This window comes from Streptomyces sp. NPDC039430 (assembly GCF_055639435.1).
In genome coordinates this window covers 1-21,723 of sequence record NZ_JBVKAK010000003.1, presented here as the reverse complement: position 1 = coordinate 21,723, position 21,723 = coordinate 1, and the positions used below count along the sequence as shown (strand labels likewise).

The window sequence follows — 21,723 nt, the reverse complement described above, 5'->3', positions numbered from 1 at the left end:
AAAAAAAAGGAAAAGGAAAAACGTAAAGGAGCGGCGAAACAAGGGCGCAACCCCCCCCCCCCCCCCCCCCCCCCCCCCCCCCCCCCCCCCCCCCCCCCCCCCCCCACGGCCCTGCTTCTCCACGCCCCACTCGGTTCCGCGTGGTGCGCCATCGGCGCATGTCGCCAACCGATGGACGTGACATACCAGCAGGTCAACAGCCACTTTCCCGGTTTGCCGGAGGGCCTTCGGGCACTCGGAGCGTCACGACAGGCCGGAGCAGCTTCCTCACGCAATCGCATCGACCAAGTCTGCCAACAGGACGTCAGCCACCAGTTCCTCGACTACAGCGATGCCGTGTTCGGCCATGGCACGGATGAGCTCGGGGTCCCGAGGAGCCTCGGTGAGTCGGCCGGGCTTGGGTCCGTGCGATATGCGGGCTGCCGCGGCACGGTAGTCCACCGCCGTCATGCGCCAGGAGCGGGCCGGCGTCTTGTCCAGGAGTTAGGCGGCGATGCGGATGCCTTCGCCATCGAAGTCGCCGTGGTAGCGGAGGATGGCGCCCCGATCCGCGAGAAGGCGGAGGAGGTGGATGGCCGCGCTGTTGGGCCAGCCGGATGTGCACACGAGCGGCGGACAGTCCGAGCCGAAGCGGCGTACGGCCAGAGCCAGGATGCTGGGGTTCTCCACGGCGTGGACGACGGGTGGCGAATCGGAGGTGAGGGTGAACTCGCCCGGGGCCCGCAGTTGGGCGAGGGTCAGACTGGCGGCCTGACCAGCCCCCGCACAAACACGGGCCACACGGGCGAGCGGGCCTTCACCGGCCGGACGTAGTCCACCGACGAGAACGGTGGCCGACAGGTCGTCGTCGGAGACGCCCGCGCGCGTCCACAAGGCGCGCCGGTCCGCCGCGGACTCTGGCACGGCGGTGTCGTGAAGAGTCGCCAGAGCACGAAGGACGAGGGTGGACAGGCGGGTACCGTCGTCGAGTGCGTGGGAGTCGCCCTTCAGGACCCGGGCAGCGAAGACGGGCAGGGGCTCAGCCTGGGCCGGGAATTCCGCGAGCACGGTCAACGCGTCCGCGAGCAGGTTTCGGGTCAGGTCCGGTGAGCCACTGACCAGACCGGTGGCTCGGCACGACGCGGTCCAGCCGACGAGCGCGGGCTGAGCCCGCACGGTGGCATGGCCGTCCAACCATGCTCACAGCTTGGCACGTTCGTCTTCCTTGCGGCGCCGTTCTGTCGCGCGATCGTCGAGGGGTCCCACGAGTTCGGTGACGGTTTCACTCACCGAAAGGCCGGACAGCTCGGTGACGGCCTCTTCCAGACGGGCCAGCGAAACGGAGGGGTGAGGATCCGGCAGGCGGTCCAGACCCAGAAGGTCGGCAAGAGCCTCACGCTGAGCTTCGTCAAGCGGTCCGAGGCGCACCCGGGTGACGTGGCGGCCGGAGGACAGTCGGCTGTGGACCGTGTGCCAGAGCGGGCGGAGTTCGGGACGGCGCAGGGTGCGTTCACCCGGGGCCGGTTCGGTGTGGGTCATTCCGCCTCCAGATCGGTGCCGTTCCAGACAAAGCGAGCGCTGGTGACAGCGTCATCGCCCCCGTCGGTGAGGAGTTGGTGGACAGCGATGCCGGGTAGTTCGCCGTACGTGCACCACTCGTGGTCGGAGGTGACCATGAGATCAAGGTCGAGTGCGGCGAGCAGGGCGAAGACCTGTCCGCGGTTGACCGCGTCCACGCCGACGAAGACTTCGTCGAGCAGGATGGGCCGGGGTGCCAACGGCACGGCCTCGTAGTGGGCGGCGACTGCCGCGAACAGCGGCAGGTGCAGGGCGATGGCCTTCTCTCCGCCGGAGAGTGCACCGTGCAGCTTCTTGGTCAGCGGCTGCCAGCCGGCTCCGTTCGCCCGATCAAGGCGCACGGTGAAGCGGTGCCAGGCGGTGTAGTCGAGCACCTCGCCGAGCTGCTCCTCCCAGCTCGCGGCCGTGTCGCTGCCCTTGGCCTCCTCGATACGGGCACGGAAGAAGGCGTGCAGGGCTTCCCGGTCGGTCTCGTTGACCCGGCCGGGGTCCTTGAGCAGCAGCTGACGGGCAGTGCGGGTACCGTCCGGAAGATCCGGGCGGACGTCCCAGACAAGCTGGACGGCGACGTTGGAGGCGGTACGAACCCGCTCCAGATGCCCGTTCATACGGTGGACGAGTTCGCCGGCCTGGCGGATGCGGGCGGCGAGGTGACGGCGGATGTCGCCCGTGAGGATCTGGTCGAAGAGGCTCCGCTCGGCGGTGGTGATGTCGTCACGACTGCGGTCGCGCTCCTGGGTGAGCGTGGTGAGCAGGCCCGTCGCCCCCACCCGCATGCCGTCCAGGGTGGCGGTGAACAGCTTAATGTCGTCGTCGGGCTCCAGATCCAGGTCGGCATTGGCGCCGAGGCGCTGGCGGGCTTCGTGGACCGCTTCGGAAAGGCGGGTCGCGGCATCGCCTAGATTGCGTGGGGCGTGCGGGATGCCGGGCCACTTCGCCGCTGTGGCGCGGGCGGCCTCCAGAGTGGCCTTCGTGCCGACTCCAGCGTCGAGTTCCGGTGTGATACCTGCATCCTCCGCGAGCCCCACCAGACACAGATGCCGGAACCGGTGCGCTGCGCGGTCTCGGGTGGCGACGGCTCGCTCCCGTTGTTCGACATCCTGACCACTGGTTGCCCGCAGACCTCCGATACGGCCTTCCAAGCGCAGAAGGAGATCGGCCGCCCGGCCGGCCTCCTCACGACAGCGTCGCAGTTCGGCGCGCGCCTCGGCGACGCGTGCGACGATCTGTCGGTAGTCCTCGCCAACGGTGGCCTCCACCGCCTCCAGGCGCGCCTTCAGTCCCGCCGCCTCGGCTTCGGCGGCTGCGGCGTTCTCGAACTGCTCCTCGGCAGCTCGGCGCGAGCGGTCTGCCTGCGCGGTGATCTGACGAGCCCTGTCGGTGGCGGCGGTCGCGGTGAGACGGGCGTCCACCCAACTGTCGGCGGTGTCCCTGAACCTGTCGATGTCGGAGGAGAGCTCATGCAACCGGCCGCGATCGGTGGGCAGTCCATGTTCAGCCGCCCGACGGCTGAGCGTTCGCAGAGCGCCTGCCACCTTGGTCTCGCACCGGGCCAGATAGGCAGCCGCGTCGCGCACAGCATCGTCCCGGGCAGCCACCTTCTCCTCGGCTCCGTCCCAGTCACGCCGCCGGGCGTCGAGTTCCCGGTGGTCGGGTCGGGCCGATCGGTCTGCGTCCAGCTGGGCGCGGCGAGCGCCGAGGCCGCGCAGTTGGTCGTCGAGCGTGGCTAGACAGGCGTTCGTCTCGCTGATGCGCTCGGTCAGTTCACCGATCCTGCGCTGCCGGGCCCGTTGCCGCGCGAGGGCACCGATGTAAGCGGGTTCCGGTTTGCTCCACGTTCCGGTGCCGAGCGCGAGACGCCAGGCACCATCGGCGGAGACAGCCGCGGGGTGACCGCCGGGCAGTGAAGTGCCGTACGCGACACCGGCGAGGATGCGGGTCACGGTGTCGACCGGGACGGGGATGTCCTCCTCGGGTTTCAGCACCTCCAACAGACTGGGCCCCGAGGCGGTCACGGCCAGGGCCGCCTCGGCCCTGGTGTCGTGCCCCGGCAGGGCGATCCCGTCGTAGGGGCTGACCCAGGCATCCAGGAGGCCCGATGCCTCCAATGCCGCCTCCACCGCGGCCTGCACGGAGAGCGGAACACTTTCGCGGAAGGCGACCAATCGCCACATGGGCGCGCCCGCCGTCGCCGTGCGGACGGTGGCGCGGGTGGGAGGGGGCAAAGGCGGCAGGCCGGTATCGTCGCTCAGCCGTCGGACTTCCTCCTCAAGTTGGCTTCGCTCGTCCCGAATCTTCAGACGTGCGGCTCGCGCGGTGGCCTCCGCTGCGGCGAACTCTTGTTCCAGCGGGCGGGCGGCGGCGTTGACCAGCGCCATCACCTCAGCCTCGTTCGCGGCTCTGGCCGTCAGTTCCTCGGCGTCGGCAATGCGCAGTTCAGCGCAGGTGCCGGCCCAGGCGAGCAGCCATTGCGCCTGCACGGCAAGGGCGCCGTCCCAGGCTTCGGACGCCTCGTCCCGCCGGGCGATCGCCTCGGTGAGCCGACTACGGGCGTCCTCCAGCAGACTCTCAGCGACACCCCGGTCGCGTACCGCACGATCGTGCTCGTCCATCGCCTCGGTGATGAGGACGACCTGCTGGCGTCGGGCGGTGACCCCACCCCGCAGCAGCCTGCGGGCCTGTCGTACCCCGTTCTCGTCCGCCGTGCGTGTACCGGCTGAACCCAAGAGCCGACGGCCACCGGCCTCGTGGCCCAGGCTGTCTGCGAGGGTTACTACGGAATCCTGGTCGAGGAGCGTCTCCACCTCATGATGGATCGACTCCATACCCGCCGTCCGGGCCGACCAGCCTGCTTCCTCGGCGGCTTCGCGCGCGTGCTCGTCGAAGGTACGGGCCTGGGCCGCCGCCTCGTCGGCGTAGCTCTGGTGCTCCTCGGCGCTTATCCGAGTGGCCTGCGCAGTGGCACGCTGTCGCCCAGCGACGGCTGCCGCTTCTTCCGTACGCCGGCGGAGCCGGTCGAGTTCCTCGCCCTGCTTGTACGCGTCGCTCTCACGCAGCCCCTCGACGGTCTCCTCCAGGGCGTGCGCGTGCAGTCCCTGTTCCTCGCGCCGAGCCTGAGCGGACTCCCTTTCTGTCAGCGCCTGTTCAAGTTCCTCGGCACTCTGGCGGGCGGCGCGGGTGAGGTCGTCCATCTCCGTGGTCGCCGAGATCAGCGCGGCCGAGCCAGCACGCAGGACACGTCGTGCGTAGGCGCGCTGCCGGGATGCGACGGTCCCTGCTGCCGTCACCTCGTCGTCGAGCCGTTTGAGGTGTTCGCGCTGGCGGTCCAGCCGTTCGAAACCTTACGCGAGTTCAGCGATCTCGCCTTCGCCCAGTGGGGGAAGGGCACGGGACAACAGAGTGGAGAGCAGGAACGGATCGAGCGTTCGGACAGTTTGGGCTGGCGCAACTGCAGCAGGGCGGACAACATCGACTCGTAACGCTGCTCCCCCATGCCTGCGAACAACTCACGTCGTACGGCCGTCCGGTAGTCGGTGGCCGAGGCATGGACGTCGCCGCGGTAGCGGAGGGCCTCCACGAGCGCTGCGCGTGTCAGCGGCTGTCCCGCATCGTTGACGAGGAACACGCCGGTGGGGTGGGCGACGATCCTGGAGAGGGTGGTGAAGTAGTCGGCATGTACCCCGCTGGTGTGCACGCTCGCCTGCAGACGCGCACCACAGCCGAACCACCGCTCGGCGCTGTCTTCGCCGACGCAGCGGAACTCCATCCACACATACCCGACACGGGTCTTGCCTGAGGTGCCTTCGCCGAGCAGGTTCCAGTGCATAGTGCGTTCCGAACCGCCGAACGTGGAAAGGCGGTTGGGGCGCAGGCTGGCGTCGAAGAGGAAGGGCAGCAGAAGCTCAAGAGCTTTGGACTTGCCCGAACCGTTCTGGCCGCGGAGCAGCAGGCGGCCCTGATGGAAGGTGAAGGTCTCGTCATAGTAGCGCCAGACGTTGAGGATGCCCGCGCGGTGCGGCTGCCAGCGGCTGCGGGCCGCATCCATCGCCGTTGCCGGTTTCACAGGCGACTCGGCGTACTCCGGCCGCCGCGCGACCGGGAGCTCTGTCACACTCACCTCTGATTCCCTTCTGCCCCAATGCCACCGGAAACCACGGCGCCTATCCTCTCGCGTCGGTTCACGTCCCACCCCGGTCCTAGCTCGTCACCCGGATCGGCCTCGTCGTCTCTGTCAGGCGATAGCGGTACGCGGCCGGGCATGCGACGACACGCCCTCCGGCCGTGCGGACGAGCCCGACATCGCGCAGGACGCGTACCGCGTCGTCGGAAAGCCGGATCGCGCCGTCCTCGGACTGATACGCCTTGGCCCAGCGCGGAAAGCGACGCAGCAGACCCGCTCCGGCCTCGGCAAGCTGTTCGGGCAGCATTCCGGCGGGCGTGGCGCAGAGCGGCTCCAGAAGGAGCAGTGCGGCAACCCTGGCAGTGGAGGTGTCGTCGGGGAAGCGGACATCGGTGGCGATCCCGTCCGGGTCCACGAGCAGAAAGCCCTCCGCGCGTTCCTCCAGGAGGAAGCCGGCCTGTTCGACCGAGCGACGCAGGATCTGGCGTCCAGTCAGAGACGAGACGTAGGCCAGCTCGTCCTCGGCGAGGTCCGTCCGGTGCAGCATCGGGTCGTCGAAGAGGCGACGCAGCACCGAGTGACGTAGCCTCAGATTGCGTTGTGTATCAGTAGCGGCGCTCTCGCTGTGCCTCTCGTCCGCCGTCCCGTCGACGACCATGCCGCCGTAGCGGCGCTCCCGCACCAGGCCGGTGAGGAGTTCCTCGAACCGCGCGGGCACCTCGTCGGGGGGCACGGCGAGTCGGGAGGCGCCGACGGGCGCGGCGGGCAACCGCATCAGCAGGGTGGTGTCCACGCGGTAGAGGACCTTGGCCTCCGCGGACTCGACGTACGCCTCGGTCGTGCCATCCACCGCGCGCAGCACGTCCCAGGACTCCAGCAGCTTTAGGACATCGACGAATGCCATCCGCTGCAGCTTGTGGACCGGGTCGAACGCGGCTACTGCCCGGTCGGCCGCCGTGGCCTGCACGACGCGGTCGGCGAGCATGCCAATGGTTGTCATCGGCATCGACAGCAGCTCGGCCGCGGTCACGCACAGCAGCACATAACGCAGACGGTCGAAAGGGGCACGGCCGGAACGCGCCCTACGAGCCGGGCGGGAACCGTCCGGGTTGGCGCGCACCTTCGTGAGGCGGGCGTAACCGCGGCGGGGCTCCACCACCAGGCTCCAGCCGCAGGTGTAGTCGAACCACTGGGCCAGCGGCTCGCGACGGCGTCGTACCGGTTCGAAGCCAGTCGGGTCGGCGGTCTCGGTAAGCAGGGGGCGGGCCAGAAGGAAACGGATGGCGCGGGCGACCTCCTCCCGTTCCGCGGCGGCCAGTTGGTTGGCGAGGGTGCTCATCCTGCGGCCTCCTGCGGCGTGGCACGGAGGCCGTGGAGACGCTCGCTCCACCAGCCGCCGTGATATGGACGACATAGTCCGGTCCGGTCAGTGAGCCCTTTGCGGTGTGCAGTACGGCGGTGCGCTCATCGGAAGGCGGTGCCAGGGCGATCTCCGCCCGGCCGTCTCCCGTCGTGGCGCGCCTCAAGCCGCTCGCGTCCGGCGGGGCAGCCAGGGCACGGCCAAACAGGTCGAGCAAACGGTCGAAGACGGCGGGATCCAACGTGCCGAAGGAGGACAGACGAACAGGTCCGTCTGTCTCCAGCACCTCCCAGGCGAGTGTGAGTTCCGCTCGCTCCGCGCGAGCCCGCTCGGCACGCTCCGCCCTGACAGCCGCGACGTCCCGCACCTTGGCCGTGCGAGTGAAGCGCTCCGTCCGTCCACTGGTCCGCAGCAGCGCCGACACCTCCACAGGCGGGGCCTCGGACCAGGAATGGGACGACGGGATCAGCTCGGGGTCGAAATGGGCGAGATGAGCATGACGTGCCGAACCGAGCCCGAAGGCTGCCGACCACAGCCGGTGCAGGTCCTCTTCCGTAGGGGCCGCCGCGAACCAGCGTGCCAGCTCCCGGAAGTCCTGAACGGCGCTGGAGGAACGGCGCCGCGACTCGTTGATCCGTTCCAGAACCTGCAAGAGCGAGACGATGGCTCGCCGGGCTATGTCGTGCAATTGCTCGATCCGAGGTCTGGCACCGTCGTCCGCCAGGAACCACGCACGCAGGCCCGCCCAGCGCGCCCGCCTGCTCTCCAGCCAGCCGGCCGCGGGATCCTCACCTGCCGCCGGCGGGAGCTCTGCCCCGCGCAGGGCCCGCTCGCGCAGTACGGCGGTCCCCCGCTCCTCCACCCGGGCCACGGCAGCGCCGACCGCCTGCCCGCGCCGGTCGAGGTTGACCAGGAACTCCTGCAGATACGCGACAGTGGCGGCCTTGACCTCGCGGAACACCTCCAGATCCGCGCCCTCGGCGCGCAGGAGACGCTGCAGTTCACCGTTGAACGCCTTGGTGTTCTCCACCAGAGCGTCCAGATGCCCCTCCAGCTCCCGCAGCGTGCTGAAGATCCGCCGATCGGCCGACGCGGGTTCACCGGAGAGCAGGCACAGCTCGTCGAGCCGGTCGGCGATCGACTCCAGCACGGCCGTCTGCAGCGCTCCCGTGGAGGCGAGGACCTCAAGCGCATGCCGCGCTCCGGCAAGAGCGGCCTCGCCCCGGCGGGTCAGCGAATACTGCAGGTTGCGCCGTTCGTACTCCTCGGCCGTGCGGTAGTTCTCCGCGTGGTTGTGCACTACATCCAGGAGCTCCCACTGCACGAGCTTCCTGAGCGCCTCATGGAGATCCTCATCCTCGACCGCCGCCACCCGGCCGACCCCGCGCAGCCGCTCTCGCACCGCGTCGAGCCCCAGCGCCGTCTCCAGGTGTTCACCGGCCACGCCGAAAACGTCCAGCCCCGCTCCGTACAGATCGGACCTCTCCACCGTCGTGAACCGGAACATCTCCGGTGGAACCCTGCGCACGCTGTCGCCCCTCCCCGTACCCCGACGGCATCCGGATCTCCACCGTAGAGGGAGACACCGACATTCAAGGGCGAGTCACAGAACAGCGGATTCAACCGGCGAGAATCGGGCGGCCTCGTGGCACGGAGCGCTCAGACTCGACGGCGAACACGATCCGCTGCTCGTCTACGTGCCGAAGCAGGGGCCAGCCCATGAGTCGGTCGGTATCGCTGCGCACCCGCCCCGAGTGCGACAAGACGCCTCACCATCATCAAGAGCTCTACGGATCTTGTCGCTTTCTGCGGGATGACTCCGTGTCGCCGGAATTCCTGCTCCTGCGTGGCCGCGTGCGAGCGCCGGGCGGAGAGCTCCTCTCTGCGGTAAGTGGCCTTACGGCGTGCGGCTCACGCGCCTCGATTCCCTCAGTCCCGGGGATGAGGTCGGTCTGTATCGGTGCGGGAGCAGAACGACGGGCGGTTTCCGGGACGGGCAGGACGTTCCGACGTTGCAACTCGGCGACGCTGACCAGCGGTGACGTGAGCACACGGTCGAGCAGCTCATTCTGAACAGATTGCAGTTCGACCAGATGCCACAGGATGGCCAGCACGTACTGGAGATCCTCACTCCAGGCAGGTAGCCACCGTTCGGGCCGGATGCGGTCCAGCTCGCTGACGGCCCTGCGGGACCGCGGTCCCGTCCTGCGTTTCAACCAGCCGTCGAGAACGTTCTGTCCGCTGACCTGGTAATCCCTCATCTCTTCGGTTACCGGCCCGAAAACACCTTGGCCGAAGTGGAGTTCGAGACGACCGGGATCATAGACGAAGCCCTCAGGCAGTTCGTGCCTGCCGACCTGTCTTCGGTACGTGATCGCCGGCTGTGCAGTCGCCCAGACCTCCTGAGGGCCGCCGGGCCTCCCCGCCACCGGGTCCACGAGCCTCTCCCCGAAGGTGGAGACCCAGATCACCTTCCGCCCGATGTGCAGCGCCTCCGACCACAGGGCGGCGTCGCCGGTGAGGGGTACGCGGACGCCGTTGGTCATGAGTTCGTCGTCGAAGCGGGACCGGAATCCGGGGTGAGCCGTGATCGCGGCGATGTACGCGGCCAAGTCCTCAGCGGTGACAAGCAGCCCACCGAAGGAGTTGCGAAGGTGCTGGAGAAGGCTGGGGGTCACATTGGGGGTGCCGTCCTTCTGCAGTAAGGGAATTACCCGACCGCCACCCCAGCCGGCGAAGTGATGCATATCCGGCATCAGCGCGGTGAACAGAGTGGCGGGGCCGTCGCCGAACCGTTCGGAGTGCAGCTCCACAATGTGTATCTGGCCCTCGGCCCGGTTCTCCCACAGCTCCGGCGAGCATCTGTCGAGAAGCCTGTTGTCCGGAATGATCCACTGCCTATCGAAAGGACGGAAGGCCACAGGCACCGGTTCCGGACACTCGGGACCCGCCTCCAGCATCGACCGCTTTCGCTCTGCTGAGCCCGGGAGCGGCTTGACCGGACGGTCGACGGTACGGCCCTGGGTCTCCCTGAACAGGACACGCTTCTCGGCGATGTCCGTCTCGGCAGTCAGTCTCCGCCACCGGGAGCGCAGCGTGTCGGGGTCAGAGGAGTAGACCCATGTCCGCTTGGGCAGGATGCCGGGCACCGTCCATGGCAACAGATCATTAAGCGCGGGATACGTGTCCCAAGCTCCGAGTGCCGCCGGCGTGAACGGAGCCTGGATGTCCTGACGTACCGGACGCCACTGGTCGCTGTCGGGCCCGAGAGCTTCGAGCTGCGCGTACTTCTCCTCACGCGTACTTCCATCCAGGGCCACGTATCTGATGCGGGCAGGTTCGGTGTCGGCGCTGCTGCGGACGAACACGGCAATCGTCAGTTGCTGCTGAACACCCTCGAAGAGGCGTGTCCGCAACGGTGGCTGGATACCCTCCGGGCTGAGGTCGATGATCCAGCCCTCGGAACAGGTCTCACGCAGGTACTTCCTCATCCCTCGGAAACCGGGTCCGCTGAGGAAGCCCGCAGTACTGATGAAGGCGACAATTCCGCGGTCCGACTCGGAACGATGCTGTTCGAAGACCTTGAAGGTGGCCCAGCGCCAGAAGTAGACGTACAGGTTCTTGAGCTTGTTCTCGTGCACTCCGTTTCTGCCGCCGAGGCGGAAGGCATCGAGCAGAGGTGCTTCGCCATCACCCTCGCGGCCTTTCTCCACCCACCCGCCCTCCCCCTCAGCTCTCTCCCGGTCCGGCGGATTGCTGATCATGACGGTGACCTTCTGCTCACGCTTGATCCAGTCCGCCTTGCGCGTGTTCTCAACTAGCGGATCGCCATCGGGCAGGAACGTGAAGAGCGTGGCCCTCTCATAGGGGTCCGCGAGGGTGTCGGCGAGATGGAGTCGCAGATCGCCGAGTTGAGTGTCGGTGACTTGCTTGCGGAGGGTCTGGGTAATCCTCATCTGGGCGACCGCAAAGGCGGCCATCTGACGTTCGAAGCCGATAAGTCGGCCCGCCAGCTGTTCCACCGCCTCGCCGCGGAAGCCTTCCCCGCGGCGGGCGCGTTCTTCGGCGACCCTGTCGATAATCTCGCTGAGGAATGTGCCGGTGCCCATGGCGGGGTCGACGATCGTCACCTGCTCGTCCGCGAAGCCCTCCACACAGCCCAGACGGGTGCGCAGGACAGCGTCGGTGAAGCGAACCATCTCCTTCACCAGACGGGGTGGGGTGTAGTACGTGCCGGAGCGTTTACGCAGATCGCGGTCGTATTCCTGGAGGAAATCCTCGTAGAGATGAACGTGGGCGTCGGGCGTCCGGGCTCGGATCGCCTCCCAGTCGACAGCCTCGATGACTTGCACGAGCGTGTCGATTCGGCGGGCGAACTCAGCGTCCACTGTCTCCGTCAGCAACTGCAGGGCTCGACCCATGACCGTGTTCTCAGCCTTCAACTCACGTGCAACGTCGACGAAGTTGCGGTCGGCGAGCGGTACATTCTCGATACGGGCCAGCAGCAGGGCGAAGGCGATCGTCTGGGTGTAACGGTCGGCGAAGAGGTAGTCGGGGTCCTGTCCATCAGTTGAGGGGAAGAGCACCTTGCTCCAGTGGTGCGCCAAGGCGATGAAAGGCTTGGGGGTCCGCCGCTGGCTGCGAGGACCGTCTGCCGTTCTGCGTTCGAGGGCAAGCTGCTCCAGCACCTCCTCTCGCAGGTACTGGCAAAGCGGAGCGATAGACGACACCAACTGGCCAATAGTGGTGATGGGTCGGGGCTGCCACCCGAGAAAATCCCGCAGCAGATCCCGAAACGCCGCTCCACTGGCATCGCTGGTACACAACCGACTACCGGACCGGTACAGATCACCTTCGAGCCGAACCGTGCGGAGGGGCCGCGAACCGCCTCGGTACAGGCACCAGATGTGGCCATTGCTGTAGAGCACGTTGGGCAGCCGGCGCATCAGCTCCCACTGCTCCCGGTCCCGCTTTGTGAAGCCGTCGGGCGTGACATCGTGCCCCGGTGCCTTCAGTTCCAGGAAGCCGGTGATGCGCCCCGATGTCTCCACCGCGTAGTCCGGACGCACCCAGGCCTCGGGCAAGGGATACTCAGGATGAAGGCGAGGACTCAGCTTCCAGCGCGCCCCGAATGTCTCCACCAGCTTCACCACCGGCAGGCTGATGGACGCCTCCGTGTCGCTGACCCGCAGACGCTCCCTGCACTCGGATCCAAAGTCCGCCACGAGAGCCCGTATCCACTCCTCCGACATCTTGTCCCCCTCCAAGCTGTGGACGCGGACGGTGGATCACCGCAGACACAGCTTGTTGGAGGCGAAAGAACCGGCTCAGTGCGCACAGGGGGCGCGCGAGGAGCACAGACAGCGCGTTCCGTGACCGCTGGGAAAACAGGGGCGGGTGTTGGTTGAGAAGAGACTGCCGTAGACGATGTGAACCTTGCCTGCCGCCCAAACGGGAAGGCGCTCTCGGGACGCCATTTCCGCGCCGAGAGACCCGCTGCCCCGTGTCGCGAAAGCAGACGAATCAACCCGCTGAACGAACGGGTCCCAAAAGAACGGGATCAGTTCGCCCGGCGGACTGCCAGGAGCCAGCACCGCTCACGGAACCTCATTCCGCCCCATACCTCACGACGTCGAACGTCAGGAAACGGGGAACCAGGCCGACAAACGCTTGGCAATGGCCGGTACATCAATGTTGTCCTGCGCGACTTCCTCGACGAACTGGCCGGCAATGGAGACGGGTGGCGGCATGGTACTGGCGCTGACACCGTTGAGCCGCAGGAAGACACGCATGGCAAGCCAGGCGGTGCGCTTGTTGCCGTCGATCAGTGCGCGATTGCGGGCAACGGAGTGCAGCAGTGCTGCCGCCTTCTCGTGCAGCGTAAGGTACAGCTCGACTCCGAACGCGTTCGTCCGGGGCCGTTCGATCGCTGACACCAAAAGTCCCATGTCGCGCACGCTGTGCTGGGTATCGTTGACCGTGCGAGCGATAGCCAGGATCTCGTCAATCTGAATGTGGCGCACTTCGATCACTTCAGGTAGTCCAGGATCTCCGCATCGCTGTTCATGAGTTCGGCCAGGACGTCATCGACCTTCAACTCGGCCCGATTCTGGGCATCGCGGATGGCCTCAATGACAAGTTCCTGCTTGCTGCGGCGCTCCCGACGAGCCCGCTCGGTGAGTTTCGCGTCAAGGTCGTCGGGAAGTCGGAGTGTCATCGCCATACAGGGTTGACACCGGACTGGTATCTAGGTGGCGAGGTGATACCAGCCGCTCAGGATCTCGGACCACAGCGCCGTCCTTTATGGCCCGGCCGGGCCTCACCCTCGGCTTCAAGGTGCGAGCCACGAGGTAGCAGCACGCGCCGCCCGCTGCCGAGATGCACGGGCACCTTGCGCATGTCCTCGGCATGTAGCCCTGGGAGCTGCGTCCCCAACCTCACAGGGCAATACACCTAGCAGGCCCGGAGATCGAACCCCCGCCAGGTGATCCGTAAGCGAGCTCCTAGCCGCCCTCGACAGGGAGTTGACGGTTGCGGTAGCGGCCGGGGGTCTCGCCGACGAGAGCGGCAAAAGCCTCGATGAAGCTCGTCGAATTGGCCCAGCCGCAGGCGAGAGCGGTGTCGCTGACGGACTTCCCTGCGGCGAGCCGGGTGAGCGCGTGGTGGACGCGTAGCTGAGTGCGCCACTGATGAAAACTCATCCGGAGTTCCTGCCCGAAGAGCCGGCTGAACGTACGCTCACTCGCCCCGACGCGCGCGCCCAGCTCGGCGAGAGTCTGCTGATTGGCAGGGTCGGCGTAGAGGATGCCGGTCAGCGCCCGGAGCCGGTCGTCGGCCGGCTCGGGCAGATGCAGCGGCTGCTCGGGCGCCGCGGTGACCTCGTCGACGACGACCGCGTGCAGCCGGTCGTCCGCCTCCGGCGCCCGCCCGCCGGTGTCCGCCTCCTCGGCCGTGAGGGCGAGCAGAGCTTCGCGGGCGAGCCCGGAGACGGTGAGCACGGCGGGATGCGCGGGCAGCCGGGCGGCGAGTGCGTCGAACAGGAACAGAATCCGCATGTCCGCGTTGCCGTGCGCGGTGTGGTGGTGTTCGGAGGCCGCGGGAGTCCACGCCACCCGGGTCGGCGGAGCGATCCACGTACCCCTGGCTGTGGTTACGGACAGCACGCCGGTGGCCGAATAGACCAGGTGACCGCGGTCGTGGGCATGGGTGGGCAGCCGCTGCCCGTGCGCCAGGACGATGCGGCCGCGGTCCACGAGATCAAGATGGCGGGTTTCCCTCATAGATTGGCATCCTATCGGTATCCCGCCGCCCCGGCTCCGCCCGAGAGTGGACGGCATGAACAGCCCAGTGACCCAACAGGCCCCAGCAGCCCGCCCTGGGTGATGTCGGACCGTTCGCCTGACAGCGGCTGAGTCGGGTCGGCAGCTGTGGGGGTGTGAGATACGCGCAGGGTGGCGGTTTGACCGACGCCAAGAGGGCTGCAAGAGAGCGGATCCGGCTGGAAGCGGTCGGTCGTTTCGAGGGCGGTGCGAAGAACCGGGAGATCGCGGCCGAGCTGCGGGTCAGTGAACGGTCGGTGGAGCGCTGGCGCCGTCAGTGGCGGGAGTCTGGCGAGGAGGGTGTCCGATCGAAGGGCTCACCAGGTCGCCCGAGGCTGTCCACAGACCAAATCGCCAAACTGGAGCGTGAGTTGGAGCGTGGTCCGCTTGCTCATGGATGGGTGGATCAGCGGTGGACGCTGGCGCGGGTGAAGACGTTGATCGGGCGGTTGTTCCACGTCAGCTACACGGTGGAGGGGACATGGCGGCTGCTGAAGCGGCATGGCTGGTCCTGGCAGCAGCCGGCCCGCAGGGCGATCGAACGTGACGACGAAGCAGTGGAGTTGTGGAAAAAGCAGGTGTGGCCGCAGGTAAAAGTGCGGCGGCGGCCCGCGGGGCCTGGATCGTCTGCGAGGACGAGGCCAGCCAGTCGCTGAGGCCGCCACGCGCGAGGTCCTGGGGCCGGGTCGGCCGGACTCCGGTCGTGCACGTCCGGGGCAGGGGTTCCGGACGGGTTTCGATAGCGGGAATGGTCTGCTTCCGCCCCGGAGACCGCTCCCGGCTGATCTACAGCTTCCGCGTCCAGCGGGGCCGCAAGGGCGAACCCAAGGGATTCACCTGGCAGGACTACCGCGACCTCATCGTGCGGGCGCACAACCAGCTCAAGGGCCCCATCGTCCTGGTCTGGGACAACCTGCGCACCCATCTCATGCCGCAGATGAAGGACTTCATCGCCGCGAACGAGAACTGGCTGGCCGTCTTCCACTTTCCGTCCCACGCACCCGACCTCAACCCGCAGGAAGGCATCTGGTCCCTGGTGAAACGGACGATCGGTAACCTCGCTGCCGCGAACCTCGACCAGCTCGCCACCGCCGTGAAGCGCAGCCTCAAGCAGACCCAGTACCGACCGCACCTCATCGACGGCTGCCTCACAGGCACTGGCCTGACCCTGACCAGCTGACACGATCAGGCCGACATCACACATTCAAGTTCAGTAGTCAGCCCATCCTTCTCGCCCGCGCCCACCTCGGCCTGGCTGACCCACAACCGCACCGCGGTCTGCGTCAGGTCGAAGTCCTTGGCGATCTGGCCGACCGAGCGGTCACCGCGTCGGCACAGCTCTTCCCGGTGCCCTTCCGGCTCCTCAAGAAGGAGAGCCAGTTCACCAAGTACGCGATCATCGAGGTCGACGTACGCCGACATCACCAGGACCGCCGGCCCGAGAGCCTGCGCCCGAACCCTGACACCCTCAAGGTCATTGACAGGATCGGCACGAGCGACGGCTGGCGCGCGCGCTACTCGATCCTCCGCCCGCTGATCGCCCCGTCGCTGTGCGCCATCAAACGGGACCAGGAGAAGCGCGACATGTCCCTCGGCCTCTTCCGCCCAGCGGCGGGCACCGTTGACTTCCGCCTCGTACCCGCCGAGCCCTGGCCTGTCTCCAAGGCCGCTCTGGCGGAACAGATGGACCTCCTCGACCAGGACCTACGCCAACTGGATTGGGTATCGCTGGACTCCGATACCGCTTCCGCTGCGACGACTCCGACTGCATCGGTCACGACATGGCGCTCCGGGACTGGGAGGCCGGCGAGTCCTACCGCAAGTACCTGCGCCAGTACGGGCAGCAGGGCGTGGAGGAGAAGCTGCAGGAGCGCTGGTTCACCCGGATGTTCACGCCGGACCACGTCGTCCACTGTTTCGTCGGGAACCTGGCCAAGCGCCCCAGGACGTTCATGCTGCTCGGCCTGTTCTATCCACACCGGGACATCGTCGAGAACTACCAAGAAGAACTTTTCTCCCTGTAAGCGGGCCGCTCAGTAACTCTCACCCGAAAGAACGTCCTCTCGTAACGCCCGGAATTCTTGCGCAATCGAGGGGCATTGTCTCCGGAGCAGCACGCCCGGCGACCACGGGAGGACCGCATGCACAGGGACCTCAACGAGCGGCAGCAGGCCGTTCTCGACTGGGTGGGCCAGGGGTCTCCCGACGGAGTCTGGCCGGACAGCACGTACAAGGCCAGCGCCCAGGCCCTGCAGAGCCGCGGGCTGATCAAAATCACCAAACGCCGTGGATATTGGAGGGCCCAGCTCACCGACAAAGGCCGACAAGATCTCACCGACCGCGGCATCCGCCCCGCGGAACAGAATGCCGAACCGCCGAAGCCGCCCGGCCGAAAACCGGCGCCGCCGCGGCCCAAGACAGTACCGAAGGCCCGCACGAACTACGCGGACCAACTCCTCGAAGAACTGGCCGCGAACGAAGGCCGTCTCGTCAAGCCCATCGAAACCGGCCCGCACGCAGTGAACTGGGCATCACGGGTCAGCGCCGCCCGCAAGTCGGGCAAGATCCCTCACACGCAGGAGCTCTACGGATACCGGACCCACCGCAGCTACGAAATCAAGCTCGTCGACATCCCCGCCTGGCGCCTCGCCGCACTCACCCCGCTGCCCGTTCCGGCCAGACTCGCCAAACCCCACTCCGTCGTGGCCGCCCTTCAAAAGCTGCCGCAGCCCATGGGTCTGACGAAATCCGTCCAAGGCCGGGCCTTGCGCATCATCCAGGCCCTCATCACCGCCACCGAAACACAAGGCCACAAGGCAGCACTCGGAACCACCCAGGGCGCTCCCCCACCCCATCGGCGTCGCAAAGCACCACCCCACTTCGCTATCACCGCCCAAGGTGAAAGCATCGGATTCCTCGTCCTCCAGGAACAGGACCGCAGCGAACACGTCCCCACCGACAAGGAACTCGCCGACGCCAAGAAGTACTCATGGATGCGCATCGCCCGCTTCGACTACACGCCCTCCAACCGCCTGCGTTTCATGCTCCGAGGCGGCAGCCCACACCGCGCCAGCGAATGGGCCGACTTCCCCGACCGGCCGATGGAAGACCAACTAGCCGAAATCGCACAGGAAGTCGGCCTCCGCGGCGAAGCCGCGGAACGCAAACGCCACGCAGACCAGCAGGCCCGCGAGGAGCAGCACCAGCGCTGGGAAGCCGCTATGCAAGAAGCGCGCGCCGAATACGTCCGTGCCTATCGCGTCAAACACCTCGGAGAACAGGCAGACGCCTGGCACCAGACCAAGCGTCTGATCGAATACGTCACAGCAGTGCGCGACCAAGCCACATCGCTGCCGCCTGGGCAGGAAAAGACCGAGATCGAGGCGTGGCTCGCCTTCGCGGATGCCCGCCTGCAACACCTCACCGAGTCTGCCGCAGCGACAAAGCTGCCCTCCCCACCGAAACCCAGCGGCGACGACCTCAAGCCTTTCCTCGGCCACTGGAGCCCTTACGGACCCCGCTCCTACTGACCCCCAAACCCGGCCATAAACGACACCTCTTCACCAAGAGATAGCAAAGAAGGAACCCGGCAGACCCCACCCGACGCACCGCCACCTGCAGGAACGGCCCCCTGACGCCCCATCAGAACGGGCGTCAAACGTGCGTCAGAAGGGCCTCACGTGCGTCGAATATGCGTCAAGATATCGCCCGTAACGCCCACAGCGCACACTCGACGAAACAGCAGGTCAGGCACCCTTTGCGGCGTGCTCAAGGATCGCGACGCACTCCACGTGGTGCGTCATCGGAAACGTGTCACAAAAAGAGGGACGGGACATACCTGCAGTTCAGGCGCCATTTTCCGGTCTGTCGGGGGATCCCTCGGGCGCCCGGAGCGTCAAATGAGCGTCACGACAGGCCGAGACCGCTTCCTCACGTACTCGTCTCGACAAGGTCTGCCGACAGGACGTTGGCCGCCCAGTCGCGGGTGAAGGCGGTGCCGTGCTCCGCCATGGCACCGGCTGGCTCGGAAGGATCCATACCATGTGGGCTCCTTCCGGCCTCGACGACCATCGCACTGCCCGTAAGCGCAGAATAGGCACGGGTCATCCTCAGCCTCGCCGTTCCGGCCTGTCAGTGGGTGGTTCGTGAGTTGCTGAGCCCGCGCCGGGTCCAATTGGGGGAGTCCACCGAGGTCCGCAGGCTGCTGCCGAACCTGGGCCGCCGCATGGTGGGCGCCTGGGCCTTCGTCGATCATTACGGGCCCGACGACATCGCCGACGAGCCCGGCATGCAGGTGCCGCCCCACCCGCATATGGGCCTCCAGACCGTCAGCTGGCTGCACGACGGCGAGGTGCTGCACCGCGACAGCCTCGGCAGCCTCCAGACGGTACGCCCGCGCGAACTGGGCCTGATGACCTCCGGCCGGGCGATCTCCCACTCCGAGGAGAGCCCGCGCCCGCACGCGCGCTTCCTGCACGGCGCCCAGCTCTGGGTGGCGCTCCCGGACGCCCACCGGGAGGTCAGCCCCCACTTCCAGCACCACACCGACCTGCCGGTCGTCACCGCGCCGGGCCTGAGCGCCACCGTCATCCTCGGCGCCCTGGACGGCGCCGTCTCGCCCGGCACCACCTACAGCCCCCTCGTCGGCGCCGACCTGTCCCTCGCCCACGGCGCGGAGACCCGGCTGCCGCTCGACCCCGACTTCGAATACGCCGTCCTGGCCATGTCCGGCGAGGCGGAGGTCGACGGCGTACCCGTACTGCCCGGCTCCATGCTCTACCTCGGCTGCGGCCGCACGGAACTCCCCCTGCGCGCCGGGTCCGACGCGGGTCTGATGCTCCTCGGCGGCGAGCCCTTCGAGGAGGAGATCGTCATGTGGTGGAACTTCATCGGGCGTTCGCACGAGGAGATCGAGGCGGCGCGAAAGGACTGGATGGAGAGCACCCGCTTCGGTGAGGTAACGGGCTACGACGGCGACCGGCTGCCCGCCCCCGAACTCCCGCCGGTGGCGCTGAAACCGCGTGGACGGGTGCGCTGATCTGGACTGATCGATCCTGTCGCGACCCGCCGCGTGGCCTTCGCCGTGCCCTCTCACCGGCCTGGTGAGGGGGCACGGTCGTGCCGCTGTTGGGTGCGCTCCTGGCGGAGGTTACGGTTGCAGGTGTTGGCACCTGTGACCAGGTCTAATCAAACACTTACTGGCCCTTTGCTGACCTTACTGATGAGTAATCAGATCCTGTCATCGGGGTTGTGATCATGTTGGGTGCCGTACGGTCGTTGGAGCGATGCTGGACGGTTCGCGCCGACAGCCGTGTTAGCGGCCTGCTTAGCGAGATGGCGGGGATGATATGCCGCCAAAACGCGATCACGCGGGCAGTGAATCGTGAATAGCTTCGGGTGTTTCCTGTCGAGCCGGCGGTGCATGCTTTTCATACGGCCGGAAGTCCCAGATAGCTCCCAGTGCGCTCTTGCGCCCTGGCGGTGGCGTGGAGCACCGGCAGGCCAGAAGCGACGCTCAGTAGTCCCGTGGTCCGTATATGGTCCGGATCTTTACTGCTGCCAGCTCGGGTGCCGGTACCGACTGCTGTCTGGGCTTCCGGCAACCGGGCAGGGCGTAGTGGCTGGTGGACGGGCGGGTTGGCCGAAAAGGGTTCTCAACCATGAGTGGGCGTTGCTGCGTTGAACGTGGTGGTTCGGGCAACGGCCACGAAGGCTTCGCGGGCGGATTTCGCGCTGTCCATGAGCGGGTCTCGGAGCCAGCCGCCGATCAACTGATTCCAGGTCGCGGGGCAGCGGTCGGCGAGTTCGAGGGCTCGGTCCACCTGCGTGCCGGACAGCGTGCGCTGTCGCGGAGGCAGAAGTCCAGCAGGTCCCGGTCGTTTCGTCTTTCCTCGTGTTCTTTGCCGGTCCAGCTAAGGCGAATCTTCCATACAATAGGTACGACCGCATAGGCGGGGAGACGGAGCCCGCCTCCCCGCCGAAGGAGGAACACATCACGGATTCTCTGGTTCAGTCGGAAACGCAAGGCCGGTTCCCCGCTACTCCGACACCTACACGTCCGCCCGGTTATCGACCGCGTTTGGGCTCCGGACTACGAACGGACCGAGGGCGCCATCTGGCACAGCAAGAGAACCGACCAGCAGTTCCTCGATCAAACAGCGCGGGAAGTCAATGAGCGCCGCACACCATCAGATCCGAACTCGCCCACTGATCGGTCCAGTCCAGATACGACCTTAGGGCTGAGCTGAGCTGGGCATACGAATCGGCATCACTCCAAGGATGAGGTTCTCCATGGCCTCGGGCATTCGACCGAACCTGGCCAGCCAGTTGACGACGACATACAACTCGCCGTGCTCGTCAAGGCCGAGGAAGGCGTGGCCGCGGTCGAGCTCACCCAGCGGAAAGAGGTGGCGCCCGATCTCCTCTCCCCATTCACCGAAGCGGTCGTCTTCACCTAGCGCAAGCAGCGGGTCGAGTTCGAATGGTTCTCTTGCCCTGGTGATGCCCGAGCCACCGCTGACAACTGTCAGCCCACCGAACTCACGCAGGAAGCCCTCGGCGGCGGAATGAATACGGAAGCCGTCCGCTTCCAGGCGCTCCCGCCACATTGTCGTGTCAACGTTCCGCCCCGGATACCAACCGGCATCACGCAGCACCATCTCAGCCTCGGCCGACCAGACATGCGGCCCCTTCGTCTGCGCTGCCCGCTGGTCGCGCACCAGGCGGGCTGCGAACGCGACCGCCTCGGCAGGATCGGCCGTCTCGAAGGCGACACGGTCTCCCCGATCAGATCGGTCCACTACCGAATAGGCACCCGGACGGGCGAACATCGCCGGGAGTGGTTCCTGGCCCCAGTCCTCCCAGTTGTCCGATGTCGACACACTCAACTGCCGCATCGACATCCACGGATACATCGAACTCAGCAACGGCTCACGCGCAGCCGCCCGCAACAACAAACCCAGGGACGGGGAAGACTGGTCCTCCCCGTCAGGTTGGGGAGGGTACTCCTCCAGGAGCTCCGCCCAGACCTGTGCATGACTGCGCTTCGCACCCTCAGATCCCATGCCCCGACGATGCTGCACCCTCGCTGGCATCGTCAACGACGACATCGCGCCGGTCCCGGCAACGCAAGATGCAAGGTTGTTCTGGGCAGGGGGCCGCGCATCGCCCAGCTCAACTCTTCACTCCACACCTCACCACGCAGGCCCCTGGCAACGTCACGTCGGATCGGACATCGAGCGCACCATGTCGTGGCTGACCGGCTACCGCAGGCTCAACCACCGCTACGAACGCCAACCACGCAACTACCTGGCGTTCCTCGGCCTCGCCGCCGCACTCTGCTGCTACAAACGACTCATCAAACTCAC

11 protein-coding genes and 4 pseudogenes are annotated in these 21,723 nt (G+C 67.0%); 5 read left to right on the top strand and 10 right to left on the bottom strand.

Features of this window, described 5'->3' with window-relative positions; translation table 11 throughout:
* Nucleotides 1-267: 267 nt before the first annotated feature.
* The 8 genes and pseudogenes from ACZ7LS_RS09370 to ACZ7LS_RS09335 all read right to left on the bottom strand — a co-directional run bounded on the left by ACZ7LS_RS09370 (nucleotide 268) and on the right by ACZ7LS_RS09335 (nucleotide 14,317).
* Nucleotides 268-1,518, bottom strand: a pseudogene (locus ACZ7LS_RS09370) (TIGR02679 family protein).
* Nucleotides 1,515-5,674: pseudogene (locus ACZ7LS_RS09365) on the bottom strand (TIGR02680 family protein). The pseudogenes ACZ7LS_RS09370 and ACZ7LS_RS09365 overlap by 4 nt, the downstream one beginning before the upstream one ends.
* A 79-nt stretch (nucleotides 5,675-5,753) precedes the next feature.
* Entirely contained in the window at nucleotides 5,754-6,935 is a 1,182-nt protein-coding gene (locus ACZ7LS_RS09360; protein ID WP_382874972.1) for a TIGR02678 family protein, read from the bottom strand.
* A gap of 187 nt (nucleotides 6,936-7,122) precedes the next feature.
* Nucleotides 7,123-8,544: pseudogene (locus ACZ7LS_RS09355) on the bottom strand (TIGR02677 family protein); the annotation flags it as partial.
* A gap of 280 nt (nucleotides 8,545-8,824) precedes the next feature.
* On the bottom strand, nucleotides 8,825-12,289 hold the full coding sequence (locus tag ACZ7LS_RS09350; protein WP_385137169.1) for a type ISP restriction/modification enzyme: 3,465 nt from the start codon (nucleotides 12,287-12,289) through the stop codon (nucleotides 8,825-8,827).
* Nucleotides 12,290-12,676: 387 nt separating this feature from the next.
* Complete coding sequence (locus ACZ7LS_RS09345; protein ID WP_382879685.1) at nucleotides 12,677-13,069, bottom strand: type II toxin-antitoxin system death-on-curing family toxin; 393 nt, start codon at nucleotides 13,067-13,069, stop codon at nucleotides 12,677-12,679.
* Complete coding sequence (locus ACZ7LS_RS09340; protein ID WP_382879682.1) at nucleotides 13,066-13,260, bottom strand: ribbon-helix-helix protein, CopG family; 195 nt, start codon at nucleotides 13,258-13,260, stop codon at nucleotides 13,066-13,068. The genes ACZ7LS_RS09345 and ACZ7LS_RS09340 overlap by 4 nt, the downstream gene beginning before the upstream one ends.
* A 280-nt stretch (nucleotides 13,261-13,540) precedes the next feature.
* The gene (locus ACZ7LS_RS09335) at nucleotides 13,541-14,317 is read right to left on the bottom strand and encodes an AraC family transcriptional regulator (protein ID WP_385137171.1); all 777 of its coding nucleotides are present in this window, start codon (nucleotides 14,315-14,317) and stop codon (nucleotides 13,541-13,543) included.
* A gap of 155 nt (nucleotides 14,318-14,472) precedes the next feature.
* Here ACZ7LS_RS09335 and ACZ7LS_RS09330 point away from each other — a divergent pair.
* Nucleotides 14,473-15,536 (top strand): IS630 family transposase gene (locus ACZ7LS_RS09330; protein ID WP_469448619.1). Its coding sequence is split into 2 segments (ribosomal slippage): nucleotides 14,473-14,934 and nucleotides 14,937-15,536, totalling 1,062 coding nucleotides; the frame shifts between segments, so codons are not numbered across the junction.
* 5 nt (nucleotides 15,537-15,541) lie between these two features.
* Here the strand turns inward: ACZ7LS_RS09330 and ACZ7LS_RS09325 are convergent.
* Nucleotides 15,542-15,778: a hypothetical protein gene (locus ACZ7LS_RS09325; protein WP_385137175.1), complete on the bottom strand. Its 237-nt coding sequence runs from the start codon at nucleotides 15,776-15,778 to the stop codon at nucleotides 15,542-15,544.
* 296 nt (nucleotides 15,779-16,074) lie between these two features.
* On the opposite strand from ACZ7LS_RS09325, the gene ACZ7LS_RS09320 reads away from it, so the two are divergent.
* The 3 genes from ACZ7LS_RS09320 to ACZ7LS_RS09310 all read left to right on the top strand — a co-directional run bounded on the left by ACZ7LS_RS09320 (nucleotide 16,075) and on the right by ACZ7LS_RS09310 (nucleotide 19,394).
* A complete protein-coding gene (locus tag ACZ7LS_RS09320) occupies nucleotides 16,075-16,380 on the top strand; it encodes a hypothetical protein (RefSeq protein ID WP_385137177.1) in 306 nt (101 codons plus the stop codon).
* A 117-nt stretch (nucleotides 16,381-16,497) separates the two neighbouring features.
* Nucleotides 16,498-17,886 (top strand): hypothetical protein, encoded by a 1,389-nt coding sequence (locus ACZ7LS_RS09315; RefSeq protein ID WP_385137179.1) that lies wholly within the window; start codon nucleotides 16,498-16,500, stop codon nucleotides 17,884-17,886.
* A gap of 608 nt (nucleotides 17,887-18,494) precedes the next feature.
* Nucleotides 18,495-19,394, top strand: a complete 900-nt coding sequence (locus ACZ7LS_RS09310) for a pirin family protein (RefSeq protein ID WP_385137181.1) — start codon at nucleotides 18,495-18,497, stop codon at nucleotides 19,392-19,394.
* A gap of 1,195 nt (nucleotides 19,395-20,589) precedes the next feature.
* Here the strand turns inward: ACZ7LS_RS09310 and ACZ7LS_RS09305 are convergent.
* A complete protein-coding gene (locus ACZ7LS_RS09305) occupies nucleotides 20,590-21,420 on the bottom strand; it encodes an SUKH-3 domain-containing protein (RefSeq protein ID WP_382517889.1) in 831 nt (276 codons plus the stop codon).
* Between the two features lie 169 nt (nucleotides 21,421-21,589).
* On the opposite strand from ACZ7LS_RS09305, the pseudogene ACZ7LS_RS09300 reads away from it, so the two are divergent.
* Nucleotides 21,590-21,723 (top strand): annotated as a pseudogene (locus tag ACZ7LS_RS09300) (IS5/IS1182 family transposase); the annotation flags it as partial.